Source organism: Robinsoniella sp. KNHs210, assembly GCF_000686105.1.
GTDB classification, from domain to species: domain Bacteria; phylum Bacillota; class Clostridia; order Lachnospirales; family Lachnospiraceae; genus Robinsoniella; species Robinsoniella peoriensis.
In genome coordinates this window covers 510814-528570 of sequence record NZ_JMLZ01000002.1, presented here as the reverse complement: position 1 = coordinate 528570, position 17757 = coordinate 510814, and the positions used below count along the sequence as shown (strand labels likewise).

Genomic DNA, 17757 nt, shown 5'->3' with positions numbered 1-17757 from the left:
TAACAACAATATATGCTTTACTCGAAAAACATATGCTCCATATAAAAATCGTTAAATTCTTTGTCACTGGATAGATTAATTTCCTTCGACAGATCGACCATACGTTCCATATCCCTGTCACCATCTTCGGATATAAAATAACGAATGGCACCGCCCAGACTGCTGTTTCCTACCGTCTGAATCTTATTTGCAAATTCCCTGGGAAGCATACCGATCTGGAATGCCTTATCCGTATCTATATGGAAACCAAATCCTCCTGCCAGATAAACCGTTTTTACCTGATCATAAGTTACACCATAGCGCAGGAGCAGCGTTTCTACTCCTCCTCTGACAGCTGCCTTGGCAAGTTGGATTTCCCTTACATCTTTTTGGGTAAATACTATGTTTTTCCCATCCGGTGTTTTAGCAATTGGAAATCCGTCGTCAAAATAATCTTCATCCAAAAGCCCTGTCTCATCCACAAATTCTTCCCGTACAAGTTCCGCTGCTATCTCAATTACCCCGGTACCGCACAGGCCGATGGGCGGTTCGTTTCCAATGGTCTCCACCTCAGCTTTTTCTTTATCCAGACGGACACCGCAGACCGCACCTTTTACGCTGCCCATTCCCCAGGTAATATTACCGCCTTCAAAAGCCGGTCCTGCCGCTGTGGAAGAAACCAGTATCTTATCCTTATTTCCCAGAGCCATCTCTCCGTTGGTTCCCAGGTCAACCAGAAGGCAGATATCTTCGCTTTTAAAAAAGTCACAAAAGTACATCCCGGATACAATATCCCCGCCAACGTAAGTAGAAATTCCAGGCAGCACTGCTAATTCACAATCCAGCAGCCCACTCCCCATGATTTTTTCAAAAGGTTCTTTTATCATCTTAATGTTAACCGGTGTAAAAGGCACTACTCCAAGTGTTTCACAGGAATAGCCCATCAGAAGATGCCCCATGGTTGTATTGCATCCGATTACTACCTGCTCCACCTGCTTTGGGGAAATTCCCGTTTCTTTTATAATCTCGCGGATGCCGGTTAACAGATCCTGACGGATGGAAGCCTGCAGTTCTTTTTTCTTCCCGTCATTGGATGCCTGGATACGGGATATTACATCTGCTCCAAAACTTCTCTGTTTATTAATGGTAGAAAAAGAGTATACCACCTCCTTACTCTGTTTTCCGATCAGATTCAGGGCGATTGTAGTAGTTCCAATGTCAATGGCAATGCCAAAAGCAGTGTCATTTGATGCTCCTGAATCAGATTGTTTTCCTGAATAATCCGATACTATTTCAAAGTCTGACTCATCATTTCTGTCTAACGCAATCTTACAGTCTTCCTTGGGAAATGCCCTGCATGACAGCCGATAACCTTTTTCCAGCTCCTCTTTTGTGAATTTTTTTTCATCGGAAGGGGTTACATCAAGGCTGCCTTCCAGAAGCTGAATCTTACATTTACCACAGATTCCTTTTCCGCCGCATACCGCACTGAAATATACATCATGGGCTATCAGTGCATCTAATATACTCTGCTTTTCTGCACATGGTATCCGGTAGCTTTTTCCATTCTCAATTACTTCAATCATAACAGGTGCCACCTTTCTTAATTTACAATGCAGTGCACTGCATTTTCTACAATCGTGCTGCATCCGGAATTCCTTTTCATCATCGGTTAAGACCAGTATCAGACAGGAGGTTTTTACCGGATCAAACATATATCCTGATGTGATGCCGATCCCCAGCATTTCTTCCGCCCTGATCTGGCGGTGCATTACCTGCTGCATTTCCATAGGGATATCGTGAGGCGCTTCCAGACGCTTCTTTATACCCGCTTTTCGATTCGCACATTCTTCCCGCAAAACATCCTGCAGCGCATCTTCCATCTGAAACAGAAAACTGTCAGCCATGGCATCAATCAGCATCCCTTTCAGATAGTCTCCCTGTTGAAACATCAGGGTACTGTAGGCACTTACTTCCCTGCCAACGGTCGTCAGAACATATGCCGCCTGTTTTTCCCTGAGATTTATCTGCTTTGCTATCTCTTTTGGTACCTCATCGAATTTAATTAAAGCATGAGGATCTATTTTCCCATAAACGATCTCCTGAAGTTCCTCATATTCTTCCTCAACCTCTTCATATATAGGGTTATCTTCCTTACAGTCTAGCAACTGCAGGACTACCTTTTTATCTATCCTGACATCGAATCCATCCAGACAGATAATCTCACCCTTTCTTGTTATCTGCATATCTGTCCCTCCCGCATACCGCAGACCTGTCTGCGGTACTGCACTAATAAAGAGTGTGAAAGCGATTTTCTTTCACACTTGTCCCTCACGTATCGCCAATCTCACACATCTTATGTACGCTGATAAATGCAATCAAGGCTGTCACATAACCTCTCAGGTATGCGACAGCCTATGTAAATTTTTTTGTTTTTTATGACTTTAATTGGCTAATACAGCTTTTTTAGCAACTTCGGCGCAGGTTGCTGCATCCGGTGTATAATAATCTGCTCCAATTTGTTCTGCAAAGCTTTCATTTACTGGCGCCCCACCAACCATTACGATATATTTATCACGGAGTCCTTTTTCTTTTAACTCATCAACTACAGTCTGCATATTCGGCATTGTTGTAGTCAGAAGTGCTGACATACAGATTAAATCTGCTCCAACTTCTTCTGCCTTATCAATAAATGCTGCCGGCTCTGCATCTACGCCGATATCATGAATTTCAAGACCTGCTCCTTTTAACATCATTACTACAAGGTTCTTACCAATATCATGTAAATCACCTTTTACAGTACCAACAACGGCTTTCCCAACCGGTTCATTTCCAACTTCTACAAGCTTTGGTTCCAGAATTGCCAATCCTGCGTTCATTGCTCTGGCTGCTACCAGTACTTCCGGTACGAAAACTTCATTATTTTTGAACTTTTCACCGATGATCATCATTCCGGATAACAAACCTTCATTTAAGACTGCCTTTGGATCTAAATTTTCATCAATTGCCTGCTGTACCTATGCTTTTACATTTTTTGCTCTTCCTTTTTGTAAAAAAGCTGAAATTTCTTCAATAATTGCCATGACTAATATCCTCCTTTTATTTGCCACTACATTTTTTATTACATCAGCTCTCCGCAAAGCTTCTGTAACTTGTATGTCCACAGTATAATTCATTTCCAATTTCTTTTTTTGTAATTATTTTAGATTCAATGTATTTTTTTTGCATTATGTATGCTATAATGAAGAAAAATAAGGGATTTATTTGCGAATTGTCTATAATACACAAATTGTCTCTTTGGAATTTGTATATTTTTTACTTTAGATATCACTCTCACAAAAATTTTACCATTTAATGGCAGGGAGGTAATAACATGACGCCATATCTCTATACTGTGGTTGAAAAAGAACATTTGACAGAAATGCTGGGAGCATTCCAGGCATGCGTTAATCTTCCTATTCAGGTAATCGATGAAAACGGTAAGATCCTGGAATCCTGTGGCGCAGAGACTTGTTTCTGCAACACTTTTAAAAAACATCTGCCTAAGGATGATAGCTGCGAACTGCTGCATATTAACGCCAGTAAGCGTGCCATAACGCTAGGGGAGACCTATATATTTTCCTGCCATGCAAATCTGAACCATATTGTATTTCCTCTGCTGAATAAAAACGCCTTCTTCGGTTCTATTCTCGTAGGACCTTTTTTAATGGATGTTCCGGATTCCCTTATGATTCTGGATATCGCAAAGCGCTATGAGATCCCTACCGAATCTCTTTTGGAGCTGTATGAGGAATCGAATTCCATTAAGGTAATTACACCTGCAAATGTGACCCAGATCAGTAAGCTGCTCTACTATCTGTTCTCAAGCCTGATTTCAGACAGCCGGCAGCAATTGATCATTAACCAGGGGAAATTACATCAGCAGTCAAAAATAAATGAGTCGATTCAGATGTACAAATCATTTGGAGATGATGAAAAAGTCAGCTATCCTTATGAAAAAGAGAAAGAACTGATTACCAAGGTGAAGACAAAAAATGTACCGGAGGCAAAAGGAATCCTCAACGACCTGTTAGGTTATGTACTATTTTCCGGCGGAAACAGCATGGATATCTTAAAATCCAGGGCAATAGAGCTGTGCTCCCTGCTATCCAGGGCTGCTATTGAAGGCGGTGCAGCAACGGACAGTATTTTAAAAATAAATAACCACTTTTTACAGAACCTTCAGAACATAAACAATCTGGATGAACTGTGCTATAAGCTCCAGGAAAGCGTGGAAGTATTCACCGAATCCATGTTTAACTATATTCCTTCAAAAAACAATGAACTGATGAAGAAAGCAATTGCTTATATTTCCAAAAATTATTCTAAAAATCTTACTTTAGAAGAAGTGGCAAATGATGTACATTTAAATCCTGCCTACTTCTCTACGGTCTTTAAGCAGTCCTGCGGTTCTTCTTTTAAAGAATATCTGAATATGGTGCGGATTGAAGAAAGCAAACGGCTTCTGGCGAATACGGATTATTCCGTTATTGATATTGCTATAGCTGTAGGATTTGAGGATCAGAGTTATTTTTCTAAAGTATTTAAAAAATATACCGGTTTGACTCCAAAGCAATACCGGTAAAACATACAAGAAAAGGTGCAGCACCGGGAACTCTTTCCCTTATGGCTCTGCACCTTTTCTTAATGCTGTGATAATGCGGGTAATCCGGTATCCGGGGAACTGATGAAATACTTCCGCAAAGATGGTTCACATCTATTGAACCGTAACCCCATCAAATTCTTCCTGCTTCAATACAACACCCCGTTTTTCAATACACCTGTCTACGTATCTGACCAGTAATTCATTTCGGTAAACCAAACCGTATTTGCTCCGGATTTCTCCGCTGCTAAGTCCATTGACATCTTTTCCGTTTTCCTGGCAGAATGAGAGAATCTGCTCATCTGTATATTTTAATTCATTGTCTTCCATGATTTTAATCAATTCCCTGGATAAATTACTGATGGAATAACTTAAATATGTGGACATACTGTAGTTCTTATTTCCGTATACGATTTTTCCACTTTTTACAGAAGTCTCCCTGTCTGCATTTTCTTTTTCCATCTCTTCTTTTATCTCGTCAAATTGAACTGCTTTGCTAAGCCCTCTTTCCCTTGCCAGAATAAAAATCATCTGTTCCCTCAGGCAGTCCTGCTTTGCCTCTGCCTTTAACAACGTGGCTGCAGACATACCTTCTTCGGCTTCTCTGTTCCAGAATTCCCGGTCAACTGTTTCCCCCGGTTTCTGATATCTGCTGATGATATTTGTTCTATTTTTATCTAAATAATACTGAAACTGCTCGTTTGATATTTCTACATGATCCAGTTTCATAATATACGTATCTGTATCCTTTAAAGATATGTAAATAATACCTGCTGCCAATCCCAGGAACAGGATGCAGACAACGCTCCATCGTATATACTTCATATTATTCCACTTCTATTTCCGCCAGACCGGTACTGGTTGTACTGCCAGATACGGAGGTTATTACGAATTTAACACTCCTGGAATTTTTATTTACCGGAATCTCCAGTGGCCTTCCGTTATTGGGAAGTTCTCCCACCTCAATCTCGGAACCGTCATCGAATATCAGTTTACCGCCTGTGATCTGGTTATCCATATCCGGTCTGTCATATAATTTTATCAGGCTCATATCTACTTTATTTTGGAAATCCAGGTTGATCCATGCCCCTGCTGTTTCCTGGTTTGTTACCCATTCTGCATGTGCAAATCTCATGTGGCCATAGGGCAGTCCTCCTGCTTCTCCATCCAGGACACCATCTACTGCTTTAACGGCACTCTGGTCCAGCTTTCTGTCTGTATTGCTCATTTCTGATGAAGCCGTTACTACAGCATTCATTGCGAAACTGGTAAAATCCCTGGTCCAGAAAATCTCATTTACTTTTGCGAATGAACCAATGTAGCCGTAATACTGGGAAGTATATAATCGCAGTGCCTGGTCCTTTAAATTAAAGGAAAATGGTGTCTGTCTCATGGAATAAGGTACATTTACATTCTCTCTCTCAGACCATTGAAACATCGTCAGATCCTCCAGTCCCTGAGGCATCTTGTGTGCCTGGATTCCGGTTTCATCACTGTTCCATACCGGCCAGTTACCGTCTCCTGCGCAGGAGTGAATAATACTTTCATGCAGAGTCGGATTATAGGACGGATTATCTCTCTTTATACTCTGGATTGCCTCTATTGCAAACAAGTCCAGATAGGCGTGGTCAAAGTGCATATCATATCTGGATGGAACATAGATGTCTGTTGCATTGCTGTTAATAATAGCATCCTTTAAATCATTCACAAAATTTGCCCTTGTATATAAGGAGTGCTCTCCTGTTAATTCAAAGCGATAGTCCTGCTTGATATCCGGATTGCCATAACTGTATTGATTGCCGAATCTGCTGGTAAAAACAGTATCATCTTCAGCCGTATATAATTTATACAGAAAGCTGTCCCAGTAAGTCTGTGTGCCGCCAAGACCGCCCGTATCTGCATATCCCAGGAACATGATATTATCTTTGGTAAGCCCCAGTGCATTCAGCGCATTGATCGATTCCACGATTCTGCCCTGTCCGCTTCCCTGTCCGTTGTAGTCTCCATTGGTAGCAAGGAGTACCTTTACATTGTCGCCTGCGTCTACCGCCCGTTTGATGATTCCGCCTGCCATCAGCATCTCATCGTCCTGATGTGGTGCCAGTATTAATATATTTTTCCCGCTGGGCACACCTGCATCCAGTCCATCAAAATGGATGCCCGTAACTTCCAGGTCAGCTGAAGGATTTGTGAATAAAAACCTTACATATTTAGCCGGTGTTTCCGGTATTTTAATTTTCTCTTCCGCTGTCTGGCCCGATACCTCAGAGAGGATAGTCCAGTTCTCATTGTCGGAAGATACCATGAACTGATAATCATTTTTCGATGTATTTTCTGCAAATTCCACCTTATGGCTTCTGATATTGAATTCTCTGCCCAGATCAAGCTGCAGGTATGCCGGTTCTTCTGAAGCCGCCGGTTTCCAGGAAGTTGCAGGATCATTGTCTGTTACCGCTTCTCCCTTATAATTTTCTGCTGTACTTGACGCCTCCACCGGCTGTCCAAAAGCAAGGTCCAGATTCAAGTCCTGTCCCGCCTCTGTCGGCACACTTGTATCCACTGCAAAAGCCCTGAACTCCGGAATGATTGCCCACGCAAGCGGACGCTGGGAAGGCTTGCCTGTGATTGTGACCCTTATTTTGCTGCATTCAATATCCACGTCTGCTGTCTGTACCAGCGAAGAAGCCGGATCAGTATAGGGTGATTCCTGTGAATAATCCACTGCGGTAACCCAGTTTTCTCCTCCGTCACCGGAATACTCAATTGTGTACTTCCAGTCTTCCGCCAGGTCAATATCCTTGTCCTTTAAATCTTCCCATTCGATCTCCAGTTTTTTTACGTTATAAGTGCTCCCTAAATCCACTGTCCACCAATAGGGGAAGGAACCGGTATTTCCACTGAAGGTCTTTGTATCTCCGTCCACTGCCAGTCCCGGCGCATTACTTCCTCCCGACTGTTCCGCATTCTTGTGCAAAGCTACATTGCTTAATTGATTATCGGTGAACACCTTAAATTCTGCAAATCCACACCAATAGGTTTCAGCCGGAAGGCCGGTAATGGTCACTCTCACATACTGGAATTTGGTATTCTCCGGGAATACTCCGGTCTGGGTCTTATTCCCATTGGTATTTTCCGTCCGGTCAGTGAGCATGGTGAAATTCACTCCATCTGAAGAACCTTCAATTTTGTATTTCCACGGATTGCTCTCATCTTTTTCAAACGTTAATTCGAAATCCAGAAGATCATAATCCTGCCCCAGGTCAACCTGCCACCATTTATCCGCGCCAGGCCCGTTATTGATCCACATAGTGTCATAATTGCCATCATTTCCATTGGATGCCGGACGTTGATTATCTCCGGATGTAGTTACCGGTTTGTTCTGTGACACGTTTAACTTCGTGATATCCACATCTTCTAAGATCAGGTTGTCCAGCTTTATTTCACTGGAGCCCCCCTGGCTTTCCATCACGAGATAAACAGCCATTTCATCGTTGTTAAAATCGGTTATAAAATCCTGTTCCTCAGTTCCCACAGAAAAGGTATTGCTCTCGGATCCCGAAACAACTTTCACTGTTGCCCCACTGCTTGAAAAAGCTGAAAATCCACGGAATATTTTCCCATAGGGAATGGCAATTTTACTTACCTGGGCATCTTTTGTCAAAGTCTCCGACCATAGTTTTACATTTCCGCCGGCAGCTCCTGTAAAAAAACCACCGGTTCCAAAATCGCATCCTCCATAGATCCCGGTAAGCTCCTGTTCTTCACCACCCCTGTCTTCAAAATCGATGACAGTATGCTGGATATCGGCTTCTGATGCATTTACTCCTTCTGATACATGAACTTCTTCTGCCGCATTTACTTCTTCTGATGCATTTACTTCTTCTAATGCATTTACTTCTTCTGCCGCATTTACTATTTCTGCCGCATTAACCTTTTCTGCCGGTATAGCTGTGATTCCTCCCAGAATCAGTGCTGTTGACGCAAATACTGCTATCAATTGTTTTTCTCTCATAGCTCTTTCTCCCTTCCAGAGCGTGCATCCTAAGATGTTGGCACGCTCTGCTGTTTTCTTCTATTTTACCTTATAATTTATTGTATTGGAATAGCTACCCCAGATCTTTTCCTTGCCATACTTGATATAGGTACGTACTTTGAAGCTGTATGTTTTTCCTTTCTTCAGCTTTGGAGACTGCAGCTTTGTCTTGGTGGTTTCTCCGATTTTTTTGTAGGAGCCTTTGCCGGTTTTCATACGGATCACATATGTTGCATTCTTCACGCTGGTATATCTCAGTACCGCTCTGCCCCGGGTAGATTTCTTTACTGATTTCAGCTTTGCAGCACTTGGCTTTGTTACCCCAGTCAGGCTGGCAGAATTCTTTCCGGTTCCACCTGCATTTACGCCTGCAACCCGGTAAGTATAAGCAGTGCCTTCCTTCAGTCCGGTTATCTTCACGCTATTATCGTAGGTACGCTTTACCTCTTTCCACTTCTTACCTTTTTTATTATAGAGGTAAACCTTGTAATAATCGGCGTCTTTATTCTTTTTCCAGGATATTTTCAATGAATTATTGGAAATAGCTGATGTTTTAACATTTGTTATTTTCCCTGGTTTTTTCACTTTTGCATCTTTATATTCTACCGTCACCAGACACTTCTTCACAAATCCTCCGTCTGCCGATTTAACGGTGATCTCGGATCTGCCATTTTTCAATGCCGTTATTTTGCCGGTGTTGGATACCGATACGGTTTTTGGCTGGGATGAACTCCAGGTCAGGGTTTTTTCGCTGGCATTTGCCGGGATTACCTGTGCATTGAGCTGAAAGGATGCACCTTTTTTGGTAATCTTAAGGTCTGTCTTATCTAAGGTAATTCCGGTTACTTTCACAGGTATTGCAACATTTACCTTGCAGACTGCAGTTTTGTTTCCGTCCCTAGTAGCAGCAATAATATCCACTTTACCATTGCCCACTGCGCTGATCATTCCACTTGCATCCACCGTAGCCACCCTGCTGTCGGTAGACCGGAAGCTGACGGTTTTATCCGTTGCGTTCTGAGGAGATACTACTGCCTTTATCTGTACCCGTTCTCCTGCTTTTGTCAGGGTTACCGCAGTTTTATCCAGTTCTACTTTGCTGACCGGTATAACAGGAGCAGGAATCTCCACGGTTACCAGACAGGTTGCTTTTAGATCTGTACCTTCTACTGTGGCTGTTATTACAGATGTTCCATTGGCTTTGGCACTCACCAGACCTTCCTGGTTTACCACAGCCACACCCTGGTTGGATGACTCCCAGATGACATTTCTATTATCTGCATCCTCCGGTGTAACGACTGCCTCCAGCTGTAAGGTTTCATTTGCTTTTGTAAGCAATGCTTCCTCCTGGTTCAGGGTGATACCCGTTGGCGGAATTTCTTCGGGAGCAGCTTTTTCAAATACTTTGAATTCTGCAAATCCAGGCCAGTAATCGTATCCCGGGAATTTCGTCAGGATTACTTTCAGATAACGGTAAGTCCCGTTTGTCCCAAAGGTTCCGGTCTGTACTCTGGAACCGTCTGTATTATCTGACCTGTCAAATAACATTTCAAATTCATCGTCCGGACCTCTCCTTCCCTCAATCTGATATCCCCAGGCCTCTTCTTCATCCTGTTCAAATACCAATTCAAAGTTATTTAAATCATATTCCTGTCCAAGATCTACCATCCACCATTCGTTTAACTCATCTCCTGCATGAACCCACATGGTTCCTTCATTTCCGTCGTTTCCGCAGGATCCCGGATACTGGTCATTGCCGCTTGTGGTGACAGGCTTGTTCAGGGCAATGTTTACCGGTTCATATTCTCCTTTTTCCAGAAACAGGTTATCAAAATATACCCGGCTTCCTGCACTGCCTTCCACCGTTACGGTGAGATTATCAACCGCTGATGTAAGCCCTGTATTGAAATAGTTATTTGCGGAGGTTATCAGGAATGATTTCTTATATCCCTCTGCTTCCAGAGTTACCCATGCAGTCCCTTCACATTGTGCCTGAAAGCTTTTCAGTTTCTGGCCCTTAGGCAGGGAAATTACTCCACTGGTCTCTCCGTCAGCCAGATAAAGGGTTTTGAGTCCGTCTGCTGATCCTGTTCTCCACTCTGTGGAAAAGATACAGTCTTTGTACATTTGCGTAAATGGAGTTTCATCCTCCGGGCGGTCCTCAAAATCAATCGTACCCTCCGGTACCTGATTTGCTGCTTTGCTGTTGTCAGCTCCGATATTTGGTGCCCCTACAGCCGATACCGGATTGCCCCAGTAATCACGTCCGCCATTATCTTCAATTAATGTTCCAGCTTCTATACAGCCGGAATTTTCGCTCAGCTGATAACCGCCTACACTGTCAAGCCCCAGAGATCCTGTGCCTATATTTACAAAATCATCCGCAGTAACGGTAACTGCCTTCTCGTCATCGCTTCTTAAGATGCTGGCATCACTGCCTCCGTATGCATTGTTTTCAGCCATTCCCATTAAATCCTCGTGCCAGCCTTTGGAAGTGGCATCGCTGTAAATTACATTGTTGGTAAACCGGAAGTTCTCTTTCTTAACAGGAGTTCCATCCCAGTTATTGGTGATATAGCTGTTATGCCCCTCACTGAGATAAAAATCGTTGTTATATACATACATCCTGTTATTATCGCCGGTGGACCAGCCGCCCATTGTGACAATGGCGCCTCCACCATAGCTGTTTGTACCATAACCGTCATTCTGACTGATATTATATCGTATATGAGTGGTATATGTAGTGCCCAGTGCACATTCAAAATAAGCTCCGGAAGGATTGTCATGTGTATAATTATACTGTATGTAATTCAGTGTTGCATTCACATCCGCATCAAATGCCTGGGAATCTTCTTTAGACTCCGAAGCACCTGAACCGAATACCTCATTAAACTGTGCTACTGTGTATTCGCCATTTTCCCACCAGATCGGTACATTTCCATTTGGTCCGCTGTTGCAGCCGTCACAGGTATTATACTCAATCACTGCATTTGAATATGCGGTAGGGCAGATAGCCGCGTTTCCAATATCCTCACAATAATTGTTGCGGATTACCAGATTCGTGCTGTTATATCTTGAACCTGCATACTCACTGTCTGGAATTCCCGTTTCATGCTCAAAGCGGCTGCTTCCCCAGGTAGACATAAAATTGATTCCATAGTGGTTGATATTAGGACCTACAATATTGTTTTCCACGGTGATATCATTCCATCTGGTAGGAACCTGATTGCCTCTGATACTGTAAATGATTCCGCCGCGTCCGATACCTGCCTGCTGGCCAATGGGATGTGATACAATATCATGCACATAGAGATCCCTGCAGTTCATCTGCTCTAAGGTTCCCGCATCTTCCGCCATAATCAGTACGCCATATTTTTTAATATGGTCATCCGGATTGTCGCCGGGAATCCGATTGGTCACCTCAAGTGAGGTAATTTCCCAGTATTGCTGATTATAGAAATACACTGCCGCATTAAAAATCCTGTTTTCCAGGTCATCTCCGTTTTCACCGCACCAGTTATTTCCCTGTATGAGAGGCCTTGCTTCTGAATCTCCATAAGCACCTATCTCGATGGGGTTTCCTTTTTCCCCGGAGCCTTTTGGACTTAACTGACCAGTCCAGACATCTCCCTTTTGGAAGAGTATCTTATCACCGGGTTCAAAGGTAGTGCTGTTTATCTTCTCCAGAGATGACCATGCATCCTCTTCACTTGTTCCGGGATTCCCGTCATCCCCTCCGTCATAATCAATATAATACGTAGTTCCGGCTGACTCCTCTGCCTGAACTTCTACCCCCGGCACGAACAGGCTTCCTAATACCAGCATAGCACTAAGCCCCAGGCTAATCCATCTTTTGCTCTTTTTTAGCATAACTTTCTCCTTCCATTAACTGTTATTTTGTTCCGTGAGAAACCTTATAAAGCTTCCGACACCTCCTCCCACCTGCTTTACCTCATTTGGACGTAAGCCTTCTGTGTCTGACACATCGAAGAATTCCCCGTGTCTTGTTTTCTCCGTTATCATATAACTGTCACTTCCAAATAAGCATTCATCAAAACCGATATATTCATCACCCCAGAAGCTGCATTCCTCTTCCCGGATCTGATACTGATTACCAAAGTAATCCATGAAATCATTCACATTGTCGCTCTTACTGGAAATTCCCACCTCCAGATATTTGGCATCTGTAGTTGCACATACCGTTATGCCGTGTTTTCTTCCCATATCCTCTGCCAGGTCAATCAATCCCCTGATTCCTCCGGTAAATCCATGGCTGTTCAGATTTGCAATAAGCTGCTCCTTCTCCCCTTCCTGTAAAAACAGGGATTCTCCTCTGCTGTTTTCTACCATCAGATCGATCTTGCAGTAATTTGGACGGCTGAATACAATATCGGTAGGAATTTCATAATCCTCCTGTAAGCACCTGTGTATGTCATAGCAGATATCATGAATCCGGATTAATCCTGACTTAGCCGGGATCCGGTGGCTCAGCAGGTAAGGGCTGCCGTTTTCATCGAAAGCATAATTATATGCCCCTCTGCCAAGTCCTAAGAACAGGCTCTTACGCTCTTCTACCGTAAAATATTCATGCAGTTTTCCCTCCGCAATATTTTCCAGGGTTGTACCGCTTATGACCGCCAGTTTTACCCCCTGGGCAAGGAGGTTTTTCATGGGTGCCACCACCTCATCTACCGGTGCCTTCCTGGACAGCACCGCCGTACCATCCCAGTCAAAAAAAATCGCTTTATATTTTTTCACAGCAGCTTGCCTCCTTTTCTGATAGCTTTATTTTCTTTCCATTTACAGATAACTCTATTCCTTCACCGCTTATTAAAGTAAAGGTACACTGATCCTTCGTCATGCTGGCTTCCAGTATGCTTCCCCGGTAATTAATACGGAAGGCATATCCCTCAAAGCCGTCTGGCACAAATGGGTTAAACTGAAGAATTCCCGCATTTGTCCGAAGCCCGGCAAAACCATTTACGATAGCCAGCCAGGTGCCGGCCATATTGGCGGCATGTATTCCGGCATAAAAGTTATTATGATAATCATCCAGGTCCATTCTTGCTGACTGGGAAAAATACTCATATGCTTCCTCATGATATCCGATTTCGCTTGCCAGAATTCCAAATATACAGGTGGATAAAGAAGAGTGATGCAGCGTCACCTCCTGATAAAAGTCATAATTACGCTTCAGTTCCTCTCTGGTAAACAGGTTGCTGTGCAGATACATACCTAAAATCGCATCTGCCTGCTTGGACATCCGCTGGCGGTATATAAACAGCGGGTGATAATTCTCGTATAACAGATGCCGCTTCTCCACAGGAATCTTCGAATCATCCCATGGCTTTCTCATCATAAATCCGTCATCCAGCGGATAAACCTTGCGCTTTTCGTCATATGGAAAATACATATTTTCTACAATCCGCTTCCAATACTCCGTTTCCTGGTCTGTTATGGACAGCCTTCTGACAAACTCCTGATAAAATTCAGGTTCTGTTTCCTTAAGCCGGCTCAGTGCATTCAGCGCATACCGGATATTCTCTCTCGCCATCAGGTTGGTATAAAAATTATTGTCTACAATTGCATTGTATTCGTCTGGACCGGTCACTGCACAGATGCAGTACTTATTCCCTTTGCTCTCTGCAAAGCATCCCACGTCCGCCCATACTCTGGCTGTCTCGCAAAGTACCTCAGCCGCCATTTCCTTTAAAAACTGTGTATCCCCTGTAACATCCACATACAGCTGGAATGCATAGGCGATATCTCCATTGATATGGTACTGCGCCGTTCCCAGTGGAAAATAAGTGGATGCCTCCTCCCCATTAATGGTTCTCCAGGGATAGAGTGCGCCTGTTTCATGACCCAGCACCTTCGCACGCGCCCTTGCCTGATCCAGGGTATGGTAACGGTATTCCAGCAGCTTTTTCGCCAGTTTGGGCGCCGTATAGACAAACACCGGCAGCACATACATTTCTGTGTCCCAGAAATAATGGCCTTCGTACCCCTCTCCGGAAAGTCCTTTTGCTCCCAGGGAAGTACGTCCATCCCTGCCCGCAGCCTGCATAATATGGAACAGATTAAACCGTATTCCCTGCTGCAGCGCTTCATCTCCCTGTATCCTTACATCTGCAATGTCCCAAAATGCCTTCATATAATCCTTTTGTTTTTCTTTGAAGTAATCGTACCCCAGTGCGGTACACTCCCGGCACTTTCCTTCCACAAATCCAGCCAGACTGTCCTCCGGCATATCAAGGGAGGATGTACAAATGATAAATTTATCCAGTATTAGCTTTTCACTCCGCTGTCCGCGGTATGTCCACGCAAGCTCTGCATATGCATCCTTTTGCATTGCAGATATAGACTGAAAAGACATAGAACCGTGGCAGCTGTGTCCCACTCCAAAGGCAGCGGTCAATCCGCTTTTTTTCGTCTTTCCTTCAAAATACAGCAGTTCCTCAGAGGCACTGCATCGATTCTGCGTAATCCGCTTTCCAAACGGACCGTAATCCACTAAGGGGTTTGTCTTTCTCGTATGGTTTTCCACATCGGCATCTATATAGGAACATATCCTTACTTCACAGTCCTGATTCAGCAGCAAAAGGCTGAGCCTTTGCACCATTACATTTTTATCTGCAAAAGACACCATGCGTTCAAATAAAAGCCGGATCTTTTTCCCCTTGGGAGATGTCCAGTCCACCGACCTCACTACCGTCCCATTCTTCATGTTCAGCGTTCTCTGATAAAAATCCAGACACCCCTGCCTCATATCAAATAACTCATCGTCCAGATATATTTTTACGGGTTTTCCGTTGGGAAGATTCAAGAGGGACTGGCTCTTTAGCGGAAATCCGAAATTCCATTCCCCGTAACGTATATCTTCACTTTCATAAAAGCCGTTGATAAAATTCCCTTCCAGGCCCTCATCCACGGAAAAATCATAGTCTTCCTCGAAGGTTCCCCTTGTTCCGATATAACCGTTAGACAAGGCAAATGTTGTCTCATTCCTGTAGTTGTTCTCCATACAGAACCTGTCTTCTGTAATATTCCAGGGTTCTATGGGATATATTTTTTTATTATGTAATTCCATCCTGTGATTATCCTTTCACCGCACCTGCGGTTAAACTTTCCATTACCTGTCTCTGCAAAATGATAAATACGGCTATTGTTGGCAGAACAGTCATGACTACAGCAGCAAAAAGAGCCGAATAATTATTGGCAAATGTCCCCATGTAGTAATTCAATGCAATTGGTATCGTTCTTGCCGTATCCCCGCTGGTAAGCATTAAAGCAAAGTAAAATTCATTCCAGGTATTGATGAACTGCAAAAGTGCTATGGTAACCAGCCCCGGTTTTGCCAGAGGCAGAATAATATGCCAGAAGGTCTGCAAAAATGTTGCACCGTCAATATAAGCCGATTCCTCCAGTGCCATGGAAATCGTTTTATAGTAGCTCGTCATAACAAAGAATGACATAGGAATACCCATAGCAGAGTAAACAATAACAAGTCCAAGCTTCGTATCGAAGATCCCAAGCTTCTGGAAGATGGAAAATAACGGCTGGGATATGGCCTGTGCCGGAAGCATTAACGATGCCGAAATCAAAAGCACAATTAACGGCTTCATTTTGAACTCGAATCTTGAAATAATGTAGGCACACATAGCTACAAATGCCAGAGTTACCAGTACGCTGCAGCCTACAATAACTACACTGTTCAGAAAATATTTGGCTATAGGAGCATATTTAAAAGCTGCTTTATAGTTGTCCAGATTAAATGTGGACGGCCAGGACAGTGCAGAGGAATTGATCTCTGAATAGCTCTTAAAGGAACTTATAAATGCCCATACAATCGGACCTACTGCAATAAATACAAAGAATATTAAAAATATATATTTACCTATGACGGCACAGACGGTTGATACTTTTGATGTTTTCTTCAATTATTTCCCCTCCCTTATCTCTTTTTTTTCACGGAACAGCTGCTGAATCAGAACCACCAAAACCAGCCCCAGCACGATCTGTACAACCCCCACAGCATTTGCCTTTCCGTAGTTATTCTCAAGCGTCGCCGCTTTATATAAAAACATCGGCAGGTTTAAAGTGGTACTTCCGGGCCCGCCCTTTGTTGTCACATAGATGATGTCAAACTGTGATACCATTGCAACGGATGCCAGTATGACACAGGTGCCAAAAATATTTCTCATGAGGGGAAGCGTTATAAACCGGTCAACCTGCCAGGGCTTTGCCCCGTCCACCCGTGCAGCCTCGTATATCTCTTTATCTATGGCGCCCATCTCAGCCAGGAATATAATGGTATTAAATCCCGCATAGAGTATCCAGGTCAGTGTTACGGTCCAGAATGCATACTTGGAGTTGCCGAACAGGTTAGGCACCTGAGATGCATTGAATCCAAGAGCCTCAACGATGGGCTTCACCACACCAAAGGAAGGATTCAGCAATAAAGTGAACATAACGCCAGTTGCCGCCGTAGGTATAATATTGGGAATCATATATGCGGTCCGCACTATTTTCCATCCTTTTGGCTTTCGTCTCAACACCAGTGCCATAGCCAATCCCAGGCACACATGGAAGGTCGATTGCAGTAAAACCCAAACAAGCGTATTTTTAATTGCTGCTAAAAACGTCTCATCCTGAAAGATGACCATAAAATTTTTCAAACCGGTAAAAACCGGACCTGAAAAAGTCGTATAATCACAAAGTGAGGTATAAATAACGGTAACGATAGGCGCTGCGTACACAAGGGCAAACAAAGCCATACATGGCAGCGTAAACATAATGATCCAAAACTTCTTATTTTTTACTTTCATATCAACACCCTTTCATCTCTCTTTAAAAAATTAGATCCGCAAGTTTTCTGCCTGCGAATCCAATTTTTTATCCCGGAGCGTGTCTTAAATCCTTGAATTTTCAAACACGCTCTAGAGCGTATTTTAAAATTGCTTTCTGGCAGCTGTGCGTCACACTTTGTGGGAGATTTGTCCCGGATGAAGGGCGCGTAGCGGGCTACGTAACCTGAATTCGGGGCAAATATACCGCAAAGTGGGGCGTGCAGATGGCAGGAATGAATTTTCAAACACGCTCT

General features: G+C 43.4%; 12 protein-coding genes. 1 reads left to right on the top strand and 11 read right to left on the bottom strand.

All coding sequences use genetic code 11. The annotated features are described in order from the left end of the window. Nucleotides 1-17: 17 nt before the first annotated feature. The 3 genes from CD03_RS0109135 to CD03_RS39175 all read right to left on the bottom strand — a co-directional run bounded on the left by CD03_RS0109135 (nt 18) and on the right by CD03_RS39175 (nt 3155). The gene (locus tag CD03_RS0109135) at nt 18-2225 is read right to left on the bottom strand and encodes an ASKHA domain-containing protein (RefSeq protein ID WP_052377745.1); all 2208 of its coding nucleotides are present in this window, start codon (nt 2223-2225) and stop codon (nt 18-20) included. Nucleotides 2226-2423: 198 nt separating this feature from the next. Further along, nucleotides 2424-2984: a corrinoid protein gene (locus CD03_RS33015; protein ID WP_330377476.1), complete on the bottom strand. Its 561-nt coding sequence runs from the start codon at nt 2982-2984 to the stop codon at nt 2424-2426. A gap of 12 nt (nt 2985-2996) precedes the next feature. Then, nucleotides 2997-3155: a hypothetical protein gene (locus CD03_RS39175; RefSeq protein WP_330377167.1), complete on the bottom strand. Its 159-nt coding sequence runs from the start codon at nt 3153-3155 to the stop codon at nt 2997-2999. A 197-nt stretch (nt 3156-3352) separates the two neighbouring features. Between CD03_RS39175 and CD03_RS0109125 the strand changes: the two genes are divergently transcribed. Next, nucleotides 3353-4603, top strand: a complete 1251-nt coding sequence (locus CD03_RS0109125) for a PocR ligand-binding domain-containing protein (protein WP_027293376.1) — start codon at nt 3353-3355, stop codon at nt 4601-4603. Nucleotides 4604-4735: 132 nt separating this feature from the next. Here the strand turns inward: CD03_RS0109125 and CD03_RS0109120 are convergent, their stop codons facing one another. From CD03_RS0109120 to CD03_RS39455, 8 genes are read right to left on the bottom strand one after another with little or no spacing between them, the layout of a single operon-like run. Continuing rightward, nucleotides 4736-5446 (bottom strand): hypothetical protein, encoded by a 711-nt coding sequence (locus tag CD03_RS0109120; protein ID WP_027293375.1) that lies wholly within the window; start codon nt 5444-5446, stop codon nt 4736-4738. Nucleotide 5447: 1 nt separating this feature from the next. Next, complete coding sequence (locus CD03_RS35935) at nt 5448-8633, bottom strand: discoidin domain-containing protein (RefSeq protein ID WP_052377744.1); 3186 nt, start codon at nt 8631-8633, stop codon at nt 5448-5450. A 60-nt stretch (nt 8634-8693) separates the two neighbouring features. Further along, entirely contained in the window at nt 8694-12524 is a 3831-nt protein-coding gene (locus tag CD03_RS35930; RefSeq protein ID WP_052377743.1) for an Ig-like domain-containing protein, read from the bottom strand. A 15-nt stretch (nt 12525-12539) separates the two neighbouring features. After that, nucleotides 12540-13412, bottom strand: a complete 873-nt coding sequence (locus tag CD03_RS0109105; RefSeq protein WP_027293374.1) for a hypothetical protein — start codon at nt 13410-13412, stop codon at nt 12540-12542. After that, entirely contained in the window at nt 13399-15744 is a 2346-nt protein-coding gene (locus tag CD03_RS0109100; protein ID WP_027293373.1) for a glycoside hydrolase family 65 protein, read from the bottom strand. Before CD03_RS0109100 ends, CD03_RS0109105 begins: the two co-directional genes overlap by 14 nt. 7 nt (nt 15745-15751) lie before the next feature. After that, the gene (locus CD03_RS0109095; RefSeq protein WP_027293372.1) at nt 15752-16594 is read right to left on the bottom strand and encodes a carbohydrate ABC transporter permease; all 843 of its coding nucleotides are present in this window, start codon (nt 16592-16594) and stop codon (nt 15752-15754) included. Beyond that, a complete protein-coding gene (locus tag CD03_RS0109090) occupies nt 16595-17482 on the bottom strand; it encodes a carbohydrate ABC transporter permease (RefSeq protein ID WP_027293371.1) in 888 nt (295 codons plus the stop codon). Further along, nucleotides 17479-17748 (bottom strand): DUF6783 domain-containing protein, encoded by a 270-nt coding sequence (locus CD03_RS39455; RefSeq protein WP_081820201.1) that lies wholly within the window; start codon nt 17746-17748, stop codon nt 17479-17481. Before CD03_RS39455 ends, CD03_RS0109090 begins: the two co-directional genes overlap by 4 nt. Nucleotides 17749-17757 lie beyond the last annotated feature (9 nt).